Origin of the sequence: Acinetobacter sp. GFQ9D191M, from assembly GCF_011174875.1 — a bacterium.
Classification (GTDB): domain Bacteria; phylum Pseudomonadota; class Gammaproteobacteria; order Pseudomonadales; family Moraxellaceae; genus Acinetobacter.
Genome location: NZ_JAALGV010000046.1, coordinates 1 through 15,195, shown reverse-complemented (window position 1 = coordinate 15,195; position 15,195 = coordinate 1). Strand labels below are relative to the sequence as shown.

Annotated in this window: 14 protein-coding genes; 4 read left to right on the top strand and 10 right to left on the bottom strand. The window is 36.7% G+C overall.

Annotated elements, in window-relative coordinates:
• Window positions 1-26: 26 nt before the first annotated feature.
• Window positions 27-428, bottom strand: a complete 402-nt coding sequence (locus G5T77_RS08190) for a hypothetical protein (protein WP_005005811.1) — start codon at window positions 426-428, stop codon at window positions 27-29.
• A 49-nt stretch (window positions 429-477) separates the two neighbouring features.
• Entirely contained in the window at window positions 478-891 is a 414-nt protein-coding gene (locus G5T77_RS08185; RefSeq protein ID WP_005028668.1) for a hypothetical protein, read from the bottom strand.
• Window positions 892-1,157: 266 nt separating this feature from the next.
• On the opposite strand from G5T77_RS08185, the gene G5T77_RS08180 reads away from it, so the two are divergent.
• Window positions 1,158-4,166, top strand: a complete 3,009-nt coding sequence (locus G5T77_RS08180) for a DotA/TraY family protein (protein WP_043041459.1) — start codon at window positions 1,158-1,160, stop codon at window positions 4,164-4,166.
• A 61-nt stretch (window positions 4,167-4,227) separates the two neighbouring features.
• Here the strand turns inward: G5T77_RS08180 and G5T77_RS08175 are convergent, their stop codons facing one another.
• Window positions 4,228-4,722, bottom strand: a complete 495-nt coding sequence (locus tag G5T77_RS08175; protein WP_032055055.1) for a hypothetical protein — start codon at window positions 4,720-4,722, stop codon at window positions 4,228-4,230.
• A gap of 243 nt (window positions 4,723-4,965) precedes the next feature.
• Between G5T77_RS08175 and G5T77_RS08170 the strand changes: the two genes are divergently transcribed.
• From G5T77_RS08170 to G5T77_RS08160, 3 genes are read left to right on the top strand one after another with little or no spacing between them, the layout of a single operon-like run.
• Window positions 4,966-6,978 (top strand): peptidoglycan DD-metalloendopeptidase family protein, encoded by a 2,013-nt coding sequence (locus tag G5T77_RS08170; protein ID WP_032055054.1) that lies wholly within the window; start codon window positions 4,966-4,968, stop codon window positions 6,976-6,978.
• Window positions 6,979-7,000: 22 nt separating this feature from the next.
• Window positions 7,001-7,411, top strand: a complete 411-nt coding sequence (locus tag G5T77_RS08165) for a hypothetical protein (protein ID WP_005005820.1) — start codon at window positions 7,001-7,003, stop codon at window positions 7,409-7,411.
• Between the two features lie 14 nt (window positions 7,412-7,425).
• Window positions 7,426-7,851 (top strand): hypothetical protein, encoded by a 426-nt coding sequence (locus tag G5T77_RS08160; RefSeq protein WP_005005821.1) that lies wholly within the window; start codon window positions 7,426-7,428, stop codon window positions 7,849-7,851.
• 53 nt (window positions 7,852-7,904) lie between these two features.
• Here the strand turns inward: G5T77_RS08160 and G5T77_RS08155 are convergent, their stop codons facing one another.
• The 7 genes from G5T77_RS08155 to G5T77_RS17175 form a co-directional block, all read right to left on the bottom strand.
• Entirely contained in the window at window positions 7,905-8,549 is a 645-nt protein-coding gene (locus tag G5T77_RS08155) for a hypothetical protein (RefSeq protein ID WP_032055053.1), read from the bottom strand.
• Window positions 8,542-10,098, bottom strand: a complete 1,557-nt coding sequence (locus G5T77_RS08150) for a UvrD-helicase domain-containing protein (protein WP_032055052.1) — start codon at window positions 10,096-10,098, stop codon at window positions 8,542-8,544. Before G5T77_RS08150 ends, G5T77_RS08155 begins: the two co-directional genes overlap by 8 nt.
• Before the next feature lie 3 nt (window positions 10,099-10,101).
• Complete coding sequence (locus tag G5T77_RS08145) at window positions 10,102-10,659, bottom strand: hypothetical protein (protein WP_032055050.1); 558 nt, start codon at window positions 10,657-10,659, stop codon at window positions 10,102-10,104.
• Window positions 10,659-11,228 (bottom strand): hypothetical protein, encoded by a 570-nt coding sequence (locus G5T77_RS08140; RefSeq protein WP_005005866.1) that lies wholly within the window; start codon window positions 11,226-11,228, stop codon window positions 10,659-10,661. Before G5T77_RS08140 ends, G5T77_RS08145 begins: the two co-directional genes overlap by 1 nt.
• Window positions 11,229-11,240: 12 nt before the next feature.
• Window positions 11,241-11,915 carry a hypothetical protein gene (locus G5T77_RS08135; protein ID WP_032055049.1) on the bottom strand — a complete coding sequence of 225 codons (675 nt, stop codon included), beginning with the start codon at window positions 11,913-11,915 and terminating at the stop codon, window positions 11,241-11,243.
• A gap of 12 nt (window positions 11,916-11,927) precedes the next feature.
• Complete coding sequence (locus G5T77_RS08130) at window positions 11,928-12,833, bottom strand: hypothetical protein (protein ID WP_005005870.1); 906 nt, start codon at window positions 12,831-12,833, stop codon at window positions 11,928-11,930.
• A 122-nt stretch (window positions 12,834-12,955) separates the two neighbouring features.
• Window positions 12,956-14,485 (bottom strand): hypothetical protein, encoded by a 1,530-nt coding sequence (locus G5T77_RS17175; protein ID WP_227557108.1) that lies wholly within the window; start codon window positions 14,483-14,485, stop codon window positions 12,956-12,958.
• Between the last annotated feature and the right edge of the window lie 710 nt (window positions 14,486-15,195).

Here is a 15,195-nt window from a genome sequence, read left to right as displayed (position 1 = left end):
GGGCATTTTCTTTTTAATGGTTAGGCTTACCAAGGTCTAGGCTCTGGTGGGCGTGATGTGTATTCGTTATCCGTATTGTTTTCAGATTCATTGTCTTGGTCCAATTCTGGATCTGTTTGTTTGTAGCGGTTTTGGTAATCTTGCTGCTCAATTAAATCTTCTAGAGCCATTTCTTTAAAGTGGCCAACAAGTAATGAACGTGTTTCTTCTTGGTATTCTGGTTCTTGCGCTAATTGACGACCAATTTCATTCGGTAGTTTATTGTCGTAGATATATTTTAGGTTGGTTCGTTGTGTTTGTAGTGTGGGTTGTGGGTTAAACTCGTCAGTAAGGGAAACTACTTTAGCTTCACTAAAACTAGCACCACAATTAAAAACGGCTCTGGTCGCGTCTTGAAGTATATCTTCTTCGTTCTGAATGTTTTCCATTTGGCTTAAACCCTTTATTAAAGTCAGAATCTTAAAATTAAGATATGTATTAAGATACCCAATTATACTTCAATAAATTTTCAATTTGTACCTTTAACGCTTCTTGCTCTAATCTGTCTAAACCTATTGTTGCGATGTTCTCTAAAAACTTGTCTTTATACTCGTTGTAACTTTCTATATCGTCTTTTTTAATGGTTTTGTCTAGATTTAACGTAAGCATGAGGTTTAATACTTTTAATATTTTTAGGTTCTTGCGTTTTTTGAGAACTTCAATAGGATCTAATTCAAAAGTATTTATTTTATCTAGTTTTTCTTTATAAGTTATTGCCATTAAAGGGTTTATGCTTTGGTTGAGTATGTAGGATAACTCTAAAACAGTTATATCTTTCCCCATATCTTTAGATACAGATTTCTTAATTTCCGACAGTAAAATTAAGTGAGATGTAAACTTTGCTTTATCCATAATAGTCTCTTGTATTTAAACTAAATCATTAAAACAATTAGCAAGTCATGTTTAAACTTTCTGTATATACCAATAATAGTTTTGTGGTACATTACTGCTAATTTAAAAACCATTGTTATTTGTAATAAAATGGTTTTAATGATTCTTTGGTTAAAAGGTATTAAGCCTTTTAGTTAAACGTCTAACTTGTAATTTATAACACTTTGCTTTTAGTCGTCTTAAGTAAGCGATGTATAAGAAGCATTAAGAAAAACGGTGAGTTAGCTATGAGTTTATTTTGTCAATCGACAAATCCGAATTGTGATGGCGACCAAGCCGTTACTCTTCTCTCATCTATCTTTGGACACGACTTCATCAATGCGTTTATCAATGCGTCTGGACCAGCTTCGACAGTACCATCATCAGGTTTACTCACTAATATATTATTAGGCGGTGTAGCTAGTGTGGCAATGTCGTTGGTTTTGGTTTTTGCGATCGGTATTGGTTTAACAGCACTTTTGAAAAGCGCCCAGGACGGTGAAGCTTTCGGGAAAGATTCAAAAGTCACTACGATGTTTTCCCGAATATTATATTCGATTATTTTACTTTTACCTACGGCGTCCGGCTACTGTTTCATTCAAGTAGTCGTGCTAGGTATGGTGCTATGGTCAAATAATGTATCCAATACAATTAATAATAGAACGTTAGGCGAATCCTTAATGGCTTCGGCTAGTTTGTCAGATACGCACGATCATCAGCGTGACATCTTTGGATTTAGGAAAAATGCGCCTGTTATGCTTCGCCAGCTGCATTGTATTAACGTTTTAAACCAAGAGTTTTATACTCTACCACCAGCATTCGGGCGCTATTTTAGTGATGGTGCTTATGGGGGGAATGCTAATCCTGGTGTTAGCATGACTGCAGTAGAGAAAAAGCAAAACTACATTGATAAAACCGCTAAAACTGCAAGTAACTGGACATCTGTTACTTATAACTTCGCTTACGCTGACAGCCGTTTAGAAGTTGGGGGCAAAAAAGAGCCGATTTGTGGCGGTGCTTCAATGAACGTTGTTAATCCAGCTGCGGTTAATGCTGAATTAATGGACATTCCTGTTTATAAACTTCGCCAATCAGATCAAAACAAGATCAACGTTGCTTTGGCAAATGTTCAAGCTAAGTTACAACAAGAAAAGAACAATCTATATCGTCAATTCTTTATCGATTTAGAAAAGTGGTATATCGCGTATCAAGTAAATGCTAATGCTACTGAGCAAGAAGGCACATTCCCTATTAGTAAAGCTGGAATGGATGCCTTTAATGCGCTAGTTGATGATTATGTGAATAAGAGTCATACCGTAACGAATAATGTTCTGACTTCTGAAAATGGCTATACTGCGGTTCAAACTGTTGTTAATACGCTAAATCAGCGCGGTTGGATGATGACGCCTGAAGCTCGTATTAAAGTAGGTCAATATCGCGCTATTGTTGAGAAGTATATTACTGAACCTTTGTGGACGTTCACCCCTCCTACACTGAATTCAGCAATCATGAGCAACTCAAAAGGTGAAGCAATTTATAACACCGTTTATGTTGCAATGGATAATGCTGTTGGTAGCCTTACATCCAACAATAATTGGGTGGCAAACGGCGATATTGCCGACTCTACCAACTTAATATCAATGTCTACCGATGGTGGTGACTCAAACAAAGTATCCAACATCGATCAAAAGTTTTCGGCGTATGGTTCTGCTTGGGCAACAAACATTACTAAATCATTGGTAATGGGTATATTGGTCGGTGAAAAAGGCGATGCGGAATTATTAAATAATAATTCGTCTAGCTCAAATATCAGCCCTACTACATTGCACCGCAATACGAATGTTATCCGTAATATTCAAGATACTGGTGAAGCAATCTTAGTCTATAAAGCTGTGGCTCAAGGTACTGTTGTCGGCATGAAATTAGTCGTGCTTACTGCTCGTTCTGGTTCTGCACTTGTTCAATGGGTACCAGGGCTTAAGGGCGTAACTGAAGAAGGCACCAACGCTTTAGAATATGCCGTTGAAAATATCTTTGCTCCTATCCTTGGTCAGCTAGTAACGTATTTGACGATTCTTGGTGTGTGGATGGCGGTTGTTATTCCATATATGCCAATGATCTTCTTTGGTCTAGCTTGTGTGGGTTGGATCATCCATATCCTATACGCTGTGTGTGGTTTGCCTTTATGGGCGCTAATGCACATGATCCCTGAGCGTACTTTTGTCGGTAGCCAAACACAAGGTTATGTCACGGTATTAACGTTGTTCATGCGACCAATATTTATCATTGTTGGTTTCTGGATGGCTGAAATTATTATCGGGCCAGCTCTCGTTACGCTTACTGATATGTTCTTTAGCTACCAAGGTGCAATGAGCATCGCTTATTCATCTAATACGTTTACAGTTATCTTTACTGAGCTGATTACGTTTATCTGGAAGTTCTTCTTATATCTATTCTTGATGACTTCAGCGATCTACCTGATTTACGGGTTGGTATTTAGTGTTGCTGACCAAGTACAACAATGGATTGGTTCTGGATTGAATGGCGGTCAGTGGGGTGAAACAAACTCAAAAGAAGCTATACAAAAGTTTGGTGGCGCTGCAAGTACGTTGTCTGGTCCATCTCCAGCATCTCGCCGTCCTTTACCGCCTGGTAGACGTCCTGATGGTGGTAAGGGTGGTCCAAACAATCCGAAAGGAGGTGGTGGTGGTGGCAATGGTGGTACAGGTGGTAATACATTAGGCGGTACTGGTAGTACGACTGCATATAGCCCTGTAAATATGCCAGCTAGATCCGCTTCTTTTGGCGCTGCAACTGGTGGTACAGGTGGTATTACTCCAAGTGGTGTCAGTGGTGGTACGGGTGGTACAACTGGTCTTGGTGCTAAACCAACATCACCTAGCCCAAGCCAAGGTCAATCTACATTCGGTATGGGTGCTACAAGTGTAAGTGGTACAAATAATACGCCTACTACTGGTGGTGGTCTATATGGTGCAAATGCTTACGGAAAAACAGCTTCTACGTTTAATCGTGGTGTAGCTAAAGCATCAGCATCTAAGACTGGTTCTACTTTCGGTAGTGTGAATGTTGCAAGTAGTACTGGGTATACGTATGGTACTGGTTCGACTCCTAATGCACGTTTTGGTGCTAGTTCTAGTGCAACCAAGAAATCTAATATTTCTGGCCGTAGCTCTATGACTAATCGTGTGCGTTCAGGTTTAAGCTCAACTCTGTCTAAGTTTAAAGGTAAACCTTAAAATCTAGACAATAAAAAATGGTGCTCAAAAAGCACCATTTTTTTTATCAAAATATTCATAATTAAAAGTTAATTTTCTGAATGTTGTTTTTGCTTGTAGAGTTAAAAATAAATCTACGAACGCCGATATTAACAAGTTGCTGTTGATCTTTCTCTAGCTGACCAACTGCATGACTGTAAGCACGGTTCAAATTGTTATATGAACGGTTTTGCACAAGTAAGTCAAAGTTGTTGATACGCTCTTTTTCTAACTCAATTTGCTTGTTATTAAGCTCGATGTCTTTTGCTTTCATTTGGGCGCAAACATTGTTGTACTTGTTCGCCAGCTCATTGTGCTTGCTTGTAACGTCATCAATGTGTGCGTTCGCTTCAGCAACCAATTCGTTATACTGATTTGTAATACCTTTGATTTTGTTTTCTAGCATTTCAATGTGAGCTAACAAGGCATTTTCATTCTTCAGGTGTACTTTGTTTTGGATTAAAAAGTCTAATCCCATTGAAGCGCGGTCAATCGCTTGGTCGAAAGTAGCGCTTAAAACGTGTGCGTGATTTAACATATTTAGATACCTCACTACTTTTATTAAATTAAAATATTAAAACCATGTAACCTTATTCTTAAACCTATCAATAAGATTAACGCTATATGTATATACTATCTTAAAACAAAACCTAAAAACTTTTTTTAAAGTATAAAATAAGTATTTAATCGTATATACTTAATCCGTCCACTTAGATATTAGGGACATTTAATAAGAAGTTAATTTATTTTAAGAACTTCCTTTAAGCCTGGCGATTCACTTATGAAATTTAGACCCTCATTTCAATTAAAGCCCTTGAGCTGTGGCATTAAAGTCGCAATTTTAGTGACTTGCTCGGCTTTTATTTATACCGCTAACGCCGATCCTATTTCTGAAAACGTAACCGCTACAAACGCTAATACGGCAAAAGTTCCTAACAACGCTCAAAAAATGATTTTCCATAAATATTCGATCATGCCGAATGATGGGCGCCGTAGTGCTGGTCGTTTTGGTGAATTTCGTTTGCGAGGGGGCGCTGCTGGTAGTCATAACGGTATTGATATTAGTCGTGCGAATCCTAATGACCTTACACTTAAAGCAATTGGTTCAGGTTCTATTGTCTCTTATGACACACGTTCATCTGGTTCAAGCAACCAATCAACCACTAACCCACTAATTATGCAGATGGATACTGGCGATCGAATCATGTATCGCCATACTGATCCATCGTATCAAAAAAAATTTAACGCTTACCCTGGTCAACGTATTCAAGCTGGTCAAAACATCGCACACATGTCAAATAAAGGCTGTGGTTCATGTGCCGTGCATTTGCACATTGAATATGGTGTAAAGGCAAAACGTGGGCTAGATGTTTGGCTGAATAAAAACTTAGATCAAGTTTTTAAAAATCCATCCATTGCACTTCAGCAACGCGTTAAAGGATCTGCGCCATATGTGGGTAGTTCTGAATATAAGTTAACAGATCCTACGCCATATTTACCTCAGGACGTTGTGATTAGTGTCTCGCCACAAGGACAAGCATTAGAAAACAAATACACACCGTACTTGGGTAACACCATTAGGACTCAATGGAATGCCTTATATTCATCATCAACAGGAATCACCCTCCCCGTTTCTTCATCGGTAGATGGCATTGCAGTAAAACAAGGCAAAAAGCTTCCAGCACTTGCATTTAGTGGCGATGTTTCGATGGATGCTTATGGATCTGCACAAGTGCAAGTCGCTCAAATGATTGCTGACGGTACTATCTCACCTGAAGCAGCTGCAAGCGGTACCATTTATGCAAATGATGTTGCTCAATATGCACCGCCTAGAACTATATTTGGTGGTACGGCTGATGATGTGGGTTTTGATATTGGTGCACTTAATTCTACGCCAGCAGAATTAATTGAAAACATTGGTACTGGACGTTATGGCAACTCTAAATGGTTTAATGAATTAGCAACCATGTCGATGATGGGGCTTTTGATTGAAAAGCTAAACATTATCAATGCACAAAACTATTTGACTAAAGAGATCCATAAACAAAATGAACGCTTAGAGGCTCTTTTGGCAGCTTATACAGCGTCAGAAACTCAACGCTATTCTGGCCGTGTAGATGAACTTTATACGAAAGCTGAACAACCAACTGTTATTCCTGAAGTAGCAGTAGTTGAAATGCAACAGCTTTTTGATGAAGGTGGAAACGGGCAAGTTTATTCAGATGCACAAATCTTAAAAGGTGGACAAGGTACTCCAGATCGTAAATGTGGTTGGGGTATACCAGGTGCTTTTGGTGCGGTTAAAGATGGTATTAAGCGTGTTGCTTTAAAACATGGTTATAACCCTAATGACGTTGCAGCTATTCTTGGTTTTGAATCTGGCGGTTTTAATCTTAAAATTGATAACAACGCTGGTGCATATGGTTTAAGTCAATGGACTAAAATTGGTATAACAGATATTAATGCTTCAGATTTAACAGCGAGAGGAATACCAGCTTCAATTAAATCAAACCCTAAGCAAATCACTACCCTGAGTGCTCAACAACAAGTCGAATTATTAGATTTATACCTTGCAGTAAAAGCACGACAACGTAAAAGCGACTATAATAATAAAACAATAGCTGGGTTTTATGCTCTAGTTTTAGGTGGACCATATAAAAGTCCTAGTCGTGAATATAATGCGAACAGAAACCTTGATAGAAACCCTCGTGATGGTGTTGTGACTTTAGGTGAAGCCGTTACATTTGAAGGTATTGTTATGCGTTTATGCCCTTACTATTCTGAATACCCTTAATAGAGCAATTAAAGGAAATATTATGAAAAACAGATTTTTGTCTTTATTGGGTTTTAGCCTTTTAGCATGTGCATCTTTTAATGCTAGTGCTAATACTAGCTCAGACTCTATTCGTGCTGAACTTGAAAAACTGCGCTTAGTAAACGTTAAATGTGCTGCGGTTTCTAACGATCCATTTGATGCAAAACACCTAAATTGCTATACAAATGTTTATAACCGCGCAAGTCAGCTTGGTAGCCTTGCTTCTAAATATATTAATAATGAAGAAGCTCCGCGTGTTCTAGCTGATCACAATCGAAACTTTACTCAGTTACTTGCTAACTGCGATCAGTTATACGCTGGCCAGACTGCAAAGTACAAAACACTAAGCATGCAATGTAAAGCGACCAACAAATTAGGTTGGGCAATGTTTATTCCGGCATTAATGAAGTAATAAAGGATCAGATTATGAAAAAGTTTTTAAGTTTAGCTTTGATATGTGCTGCTACCATTATTACGTCATCTGCCAACGCTGGTTATAAGACCAAAGCTGAAGCTATTCAAGCTTATAACAAGGTACAAGCCGAGTATCAAAAATGCGTATTTAATTATAATGAAGCGCGTGATTCTGAGTACGGTTCACCAGAACTTAAGTGCAATACACCGTACAACCAATCATTAACACGTTTCATCAAAGACGTTCGTGCGGAAAGTCAAAAGAATGCTGCAGCTTGGCAAGCAATCAATATACAACATATTAAATTTAGCCAAAACTGTGATAGTCAAACTATGGTGAGTTCATACAATCCATCGTTTTTTATTCGTCAATCTTATATGTGTGAATCCTCTGCTTTTACATCTTTAGCACAAGTGGCAATCGACCTTTCTTATTAATTTCAAAACATAAAAAGGGCATCTATAAGATGCCCTTTTTTGTCGTTTGATTTTTAGACTTTTTCTATAATTGTTTCGGTATCTGGTGTTTCAACTTCAAACCCAAAGTGAAGATTACCGTATTCAATTGCTTCTTCTACCCAATGCAAGCCCATGTTTTGCTCATTTCCTACTTTGCTTGAATCATAAGCCTCAAGGGGCATCACCCTCTTAATATCATTTTCGATGAAAAAATATGTATAACAGTGAGGGTGCACGTAGATTCCATCAAAATAAAATGGAATTAAATATCTCCCCTTTAATTCCTTAAACTGCTCAATTGTATGTTTACTTGAAGCAATTCCACCGCCTGAATCTATGACAATGCTTCTAAAAGATCCTGAAGGAATATCAACGATAGCTAGGCCATCGAACGTTTCTACACCATTTAATATCTCTTTAGTTTTGAGAAAAACACCTGGTTCAAAATGGCGTTGCTTGAAATTAAAATCTTCTGTGAAACTAAAGTTTGACTTTGTTTCCTTTTCAATTAGATGAAACATTTCAAGAAGTGGTGTGATTATATCTGCGACCTGTGAGCCCTTTTTCTTAACTAGCTCCATGATATACGGTTCGTGATGAAACTCTCCGCGAATATAACTAGCATTGTGACATGCCTGAAACACTCTATTTTGCAGAACTTCAACTTGATTAGGCATTTGAAATCTCCATATTTTTTGAATTTAAGTGTTCCAATAAATCATTAATGCCATCTGTAAATAATATGTTTTTGGCTCGTGTTACGGTCACATACAACAGCCGTTTTTCATCTGCAGAAATCATTAGCTTTTTATCGAGAATTTTATAGTTAAACCCTTTTGCGATTAGGACATTATCCCACTCTAAACCTTTACTCTTGTGTGATGTGCTAATGACCAAAGTGTTTTTTGGGTCAGTTTCATCATCAGCCATACTATTTTCTAACGCCCACTCAATCACTTGCCATGAGTATTGGTTTGTTAGATCCAGAAAGGTTTTTAATTCTGTAGTTGCCCCCTCCACTTCTCCAAACACTTGTATATGGTCCACAAGCTCTTGGTAGGAAGAAAAGTTTTGAAGCTCTTTACACGTTGGCCGTTTATTTGCTCTCAGTTGAAAAATACCACTGAAAATATCTTTACTGCGCTTTCCATCAACCTCAAGACGTATTTTCTTTTCGCCATTAAGGTAGCTATGAAACTTAAAAAAGTATTCAAAAGCCGTAGCATTTGTTCTACAAATAATCGCGTTCAATGAAGATGGTGCATAACTTGATGTACTGAAAGTGGTAACTTTTGACGTTTTACTTGGTAAACCTTTTAACTGTCGGGTTTCACCAAAAAGTTTATTGAGAAGTAGATTAGCTATATCTGCAACTGCATTACCAAACCGAAACGACTGCTCTAAGTACAATGCTTCAAGATCTAGGTTCTGTAAAATATCTTTCGCACCCCTAAAGCCATAAATGCTTTGGTATGGATCTCCAACAAAAATAACTTTTGCTTTTTGACGTTTGAGTACATCTAGTATTAATTGGTCACTATCTTGGCTTTCATCTACCATCACGTAATCAAAATCAAGTTGTGGTTTTTGCAGTACCCACCACTTGAGATAGTAATCGTGTGTAATACCATAATCACCGTTTGGATCAACTACATCATTCCAGATCATTTTCGCAATTGAAGTGATTTTATCTTCAAGAACGTCATTGCGCTTAATTGATGTTTGTTCTTTTAATGCTATGTAAGCATGATCATTGGTAACAGTCTGATCCACTGTCATACAAAAATAACGTAATGTATTAAGGATAATCAGCGCTAATGTTAGATCGGTGAGTTGTCGGTTTTTCCCGTTGTACTGAAATCGAATGTTTTCAAGTTTAAACTTTTGAACAATATCTTTAGGAAGTAACGTAGGCTTGTTAATCTTATTTTTCAGCCAACCGGGTATATTTCTGTAAGCTAGGGAATGGAATGTAGAACATGTGACTGAATTCAATCCATATTCAGCGAATTTTTGATTAGCTTCATCTGCCATCTTTTTATTAAATGATAGATATAGTCCAAGCTTACCTAGTTGTTGCAAAGCACTACTACAGTGGATCAATGTCGTAGTCTTACCAGTACCAGCAAAAGCAATCAATTTAAAACTGGTTTTTAGTCGTGTTGCTTTATCAATTGCTCGTTGCTGTTCACTGGTAGGTTTTTGAGTAATTTTCTTCACAACCATTGCTTAATTTCGTGCTAGAAAAGAACTTGGTTTTTTGTTTTTCATTACAAGCACATCGCTTTCAACAATTTGCATCTGGCTTGCTAAAAAGTTAACTTGTTGCTTCAGTTCGTTTATATCGCTTTTTAGTTCAACTACTTGCACTTGCATGTCAAGGTTTGAATATTTGAGCTTGTTATTCTCAGTTTCTTTCTCTTTTAGTGCTGCCTGTAATCTTTTGATTTCCTGTTGGCTCTCTATGTTAGCCACATTAATATTGCTTTTGCTTTGAATATTTTGTGCTTGAGAAGATGTACTCGCAATTGCAACAGGTGTTGGCTTCGGTTCTACTGTGCCATTATATTTGGTTGTCTCTGAGATCTTATCCCATAGTGAATATGTGCGTAATGGCGCTGGTATATTTTGATTTGGTGTTGAAAAACTGGTGCGTAAAGCATTTGCACTGTCTTTAGATACAATGTCTCCAGAACTATTAATTTCAGTAAAGCCAGCATAAGCAAGTGAAACAACTGTTGAAACTGCTACTGCACCAATTACCTTAAAATAGTTTGATTTCTTCATTAGAATGCCCCTTTCAAACGCTTATTTTTTGCCGTTTGATTTGATGATTTTCGATTGATTGTGTTGTTTTCTAAATTGATAGAAACACCTACATTCATGACCTGATTTTTCTGTGGGTTGTATTGAATAAAGACCAGTTCTTTTGCATATTTCTTTGCGTGTGTTAAACGTTCAGCATGAATTTCATCAAGATTAAATCTGATTTGCATTCGCGATATATACAGCTTGAATAACTGATCATTTACTTCAGCTAAATTTAAAACTAAGCCTTTTTCATCTATAGAAGCAGACTCGAAAGCTAAATCATTTAAAAACCAATTTTCGGGTTGTATTAGTAAATAAAACTTTTCAACTTCGCTTGTGATTGCATATGAAAAACAAAACTCATTCACCTGATAGGTGCTTAAACAAATGGTTTCATTGTTATAGCCACGTTTCATGTTTCGGTCATATGAGCTCAACCACCAAACTAAATAGTGTCGTGCTTCCAACTCTTTAACGGTTATTTGTGCTATTTCTGAGGCCTTTAGCTGTAATGCTTCAAGGTTTTCTATTCGTCTAGCTCTCATAGATAATTCACCTTATTTTTCTTTAAAGCATGAGTTATCAAAAGCCATTGAGTTAGGATCTAACCCCATGTTTTTAAGAGCCAAGGCTTTACCGTCAAGTTCAGGGTTATCAGATGTGCTTAGTTGTTGCGAACTTGTTTCTGAAGATGCATTTTTCGCATTAGTACCTGAACCTAAAAAGTAACCGCCTCCAGCAAAAACAACTACTGCAGCTACAATGCCCATAGCTGGCCAAGACTTTTTAAAACTAGAGAATCTATCTGCTAAAGATAAGCTGTATTTTTCTTCATTAGAACGTATAGTGCTGTCTGTAACATCAGCCTTATATTCATTTAGAGCTTGATGCCAAACTTCCTTTATGTAGCTTTGAAGTTCATTTGTACTGAAACGAACCTTGCTTTTGTTTAAGTAATAGCATGGCTCACTAATAAGAATTTCTGTGTTTTCGTCAGAATTTAAGAAAACTTGTCCTCTAAACAAATTATTCTCGACCTGATCAAATCCTTTGATCGTTAATAGTAGATCTGTGGCCTTTGCATCTATATTGAAGATGCTCACCTGGCGATTTCTATCCGTATCTCCAGAAAGGTCAGAATCTAAAAACATAGACTCATTGTTTATCTTAGAGAAATAAGGTGAAAAGTTACCGACAATCGATTGGAAAGCTTTCAATTGAGTTTTGTTCATCTCAATTCCCTCTTATTTGAAAATATAGTCAAGAGTGGCTGTTTCTGAAGTTCCTCTACGAGCTTCAACTTTTCCAGTCTTTTTATTTACAAAGATAGCAACTGGTACACCAGCAGTTAGTGGCTGTGGCTTTTGTCCAGCGCTACGAATTGCTTCTCGCTGTTCACGATCTTCTTTTGGCATTGCAACAATATCTTCGTGATAGAAGAAGATAGATTGAAGAGCGCCTAAGTGTTTATCCAACTCAGCAAGTTCCTGTGGTGTAGGAATCACTTTAATTGAGTTAATTTCTTCATCTGTTCCATTAAAGGTTTTATTAATAGTATCTTCAGATGGTTTACGAAGAATTCCAGCAGCTAATTGTTTTCCGTTTTCACTTTGGTTTAGAACTAAAGCTGGAATCCATTTAATAGTTGCACCGCTTTTAACGTATGAGCGAGAAAGGTTGAATGTTTCGTGGCAATATTTACAGCGTGGATCGTAAATGATGTAAACAGTGTTGTTATCATTCGCTTTTCCCTCTTTAAACCCTGAAAGCGTTTTTACAGCTTTAAAGACTGGATGATTGTATGCACTGGCCAAATTCCCAACGGAAGCTGTTGGTTGTTGTGCTGGTGCATTCATTTTTTTTGCAGTTAATTTAAGAGGCTCAGATATATTTTTTTTAGTAGCAGAATCCCAAGCTGTACCATGTAAGATGACTTTTTCATCGGATGTTGTAAAAAACACCGCATTTTTCCCATTAGGTGCCTCAAGAATCCAAGAAGTTAAACCTCCACTAAAGGGTTTAACTTCTTTTACTTTGCCCATTTTTTGCATCTTAGAAGTAAGGTCCTGAGATGGTGCAGCGTAAGTAGAGATTGTAATAATACTAATAGCGCAACTTGCTACTATTTTAGTGAAATTATTTAAAAGCATTTTAGAGTATTACCTTTTAAGCCATGTTTTAATAGTATAGTTAAAATATGGTTTTAAAAAAATAGTTAAATAAAAAAGACCGGTGTTTTAATACCGGTCAATTATAACTTATAAGTATAAGACTAAAACCCTTTTTGCTTGTTTTTTTGTATTTCATCCTGTGGTATTTCTACACTCACCATATCAAAAACATGATCATCACTATACTTAAAATCATCTTTATAATTGTTTTTAGAGTTATAAGATCCGTTGTTTAATTCCTTGTCCGTAAACTCTACTACTCGAATAATACTGTTTACATCTTCAGCAGCTTTTTGTCTAGCTTCAGTCATGGCAAAACTCAATAATTCGTATTCAAAACCAACAAGACCAATGTTAAAGTCTGGCTCTTCTAATGGCTTCCCTAATTTCACCTCAATTAGATAATGCGAGATTGGACCTAAACCCTCACTAAACAAAGACGGTCTACCAATATTCTGTATGAATGCGTATGCAGTTCGATTGTATAGTTTTAACCAGCGTATATCTGTTGGTGGCATTACACCTAGCTGTCTTGCTGTTAATACAACCTCACACAAAATAGTTCTTACATATGCATGGTTATTAAAAATCTTAGTAGCAACGGGATGTTTAATGTATTTGTGAATTCTTTTTCTAAGGAAGTCAAAATTAAACCCTACAAGCTTACGATCGCCCTCAACATACTGATTTTCAATTGTAAACAATGGGTTGCTAGGTATATTTTTTGTGCAAATATCCCAATAGTAATTAATTAATGTTGTTGAATCTTTTTTGATTTTACGGAACTCTTCATCATCCATAGATTCATCAGTCGCACATGCTACTGGTAAATACAAAGCTAGCAAAATTGTATCAACATCGGATAAATACGATAATTCATCGGGTGTTGTTTCTTTTGAACTATCAAGGGTTATCCAAAGATCCCCTAGTTGTGCACGTAAGACATTTAAAAACTTCTCTTCATCTATGATAGGTACTGTTTCGCTTTTATCATTATATTCTTTCGTTACTCCGTTGATTGTAATGTTCACAAGGCGCTCTTTTGTTCCTGTAATTAACTCATGCCTATTTGCAAACTCATAAGTTGAATCAAGCGCTTTAAAATGACCATTGTTCGTATCATATTTTGACAAGTCTAATGGACCAAAAACCTGTAAGTGTCTTTGGTTTGGAATTTGTTCCTCTATGAACTCTTCTAGGTTCATGCTTTTGATAAAGCCCCGTGCTGGATGCTCGCTGTTGAAGCGGTCATAAGCTTTCTTTATCCAAGGTGTTGCCAGCAAAAATATTAATAAATTCCATGCTTGACTGGCTTTTGAAATTTGAAAAATAGTGACTTCGCTAAACTTATTTTGACAAAATAATGGAAGCCAATTGTTTGTTGGTTTACATAGGTGTTCTGTTGAATACACCAACTCACTTAGTAAAGGTACGTAATTAAGCCCGATAGCTTTGAATAGGCTATGTATCCACCATAGAGGAATAATTAAAATGCCTTTTGTGTATACTAAAAACCCTACAATTTGAGGTTTATAAGCAAACCATACAGCCAAAAAAGCCACTAAAACCATAACAACAGTAAATATATAAATATGATTCTCATGTACAAGCTTATCTTTTGGATCTGCCATTTTATACCCTATTAATATGTGTATTGTTGAGTATTATATAGTTAATATTGGTTTTAATCTAATTCCCCTTAAACCTTTTAAGGATTTTAAGTGTGGTTTTAAGATGTTGACTAAAGTGGCACTTAATACCTTTTAAAGCTTAAATCAGGTCAACCTCAACACTAAGCCAGTATTCTTGGTCAAATACTAAAAAGAATGAATAAGAAGCCCTCCCCTACTAGACATTTAAGTGTATTAATCGCCTATATTATAAATTTCTCTATAAATATTGTTGGTAGTCTTTTTAGTGAATAGGGCACTCCCCTACTCAGCTAATATAGATCATTTTCAGTTGTGCATTTCACTACGTCTACTCATTTGTTTAACTGTAAGTAGTAGTAAGCCCTCCCCTCTTCTTGGCAACTCCCCTGTTATCAGTCTGATAATGAAAAAACCACGATTAGGAATCGAAAGCCATTATCAGCCTGATAATGAAAAAACCAACGATTAAGAATCTAAAGCCGTTATCAGTCTGATAATGAAAAAATCAACGATTAAGAATCGAAAGCTGTTATCAGCCTGATAATGAAAAAACCACGCTAAGGAATCTAAAGCTGTTATCAGCCTGATAATGAAAAAAACCACGCTTAGGAATCGAAAGCCATTATCAGTCTGATAATGAAAAACAACGATTAAGAATCGAAAGCCGTTATCAGTCTGATAATGAAAAA

Excerpts from the sequence above, each read along its gene's own strand:
- G5T77_RS08175 (WP_032055055.1), bottom strand. The coding sequence starts at position 4,722 with ATGTTAAATCACGCACACGTTTTAAGCGCTACTTTCGACCAAGCGATT.
- G5T77_RS08140 (WP_005005866.1), bottom strand. The coding sequence starts at position 11,228 with ATGAGAGCTAGACGAATAGAAAACCTTGAAGCATTACAGCTAAAGGCC.
- G5T77_RS17175 (WP_227557108.1), bottom strand. The coding sequence starts at position 14,485 with ATGGCAGATCCAAAAGATAAGCTTGTACATGAGAATCATATTTATATA.
- G5T77_RS08165 (WP_005005820.1), top strand. The coding sequence starts at position 7,001 with ATGAAAAACAGATTTTTGTCTTTATTGGGTTTTAGCCTTTTAGCATGT.
- G5T77_RS08155 (WP_032055053.1), bottom strand. The coding sequence starts at position 8,549 with ATGCCTAATCAAGTTGAAGTTCTGCAAAATAGAGTGTTTCAGGCATGT.
- G5T77_RS08135 (WP_032055049.1), bottom strand. The coding sequence starts at position 11,915 with ATGAACAAAACTCAATTGAAAGCTTTCCAATCGATTGTCGGTAACTTT.
- G5T77_RS08160 (WP_005005821.1), top strand. The coding sequence starts at position 7,426 with ATGAAAAAGTTTTTAAGTTTAGCTTTGATATGTGCTGCTACCATTATT.
- G5T77_RS08190 (WP_005005811.1), bottom strand. The coding sequence starts at position 428 with ATGGAAAACATTCAGAACGAAGAAGATATACTTCAAGACGCGACCAGA.
- G5T77_RS08150 (WP_032055052.1), bottom strand. The coding sequence starts at position 10,098 with ATGGTTGTGAAGAAAATTACTCAAAAACCTACCAGTGAACAGCAACGA.
- G5T77_RS08185 (WP_005028668.1), bottom strand. The coding sequence starts at position 891 with ATGGATAAAGCAAAGTTTACATCTCACTTAATTTTACTGTCGGAAATT.
- G5T77_RS08145 (WP_032055050.1), bottom strand. The coding sequence starts at position 10,659 with ATGAAGAAATCAAACTATTTTAAGGTAATTGGTGCAGTAGCAGTTTCA.
- G5T77_RS08180 (WP_043041459.1), top strand. The coding sequence starts at position 1,158 with ATGAGTTTATTTTGTCAATCGACAAATCCGAATTGTGATGGCGACCAA.
- G5T77_RS08170 (WP_032055054.1), top strand. The coding sequence starts at position 4,966 with ATGAAATTTAGACCCTCATTTCAATTAAAGCCCTTGAGCTGTGGCATT.
- G5T77_RS08130 (WP_005005870.1), bottom strand. The coding sequence starts at position 12,833 with ATGCTTTTAAATAATTTCACTAAAATAGTAGCAAGTTGCGCTATTAGT.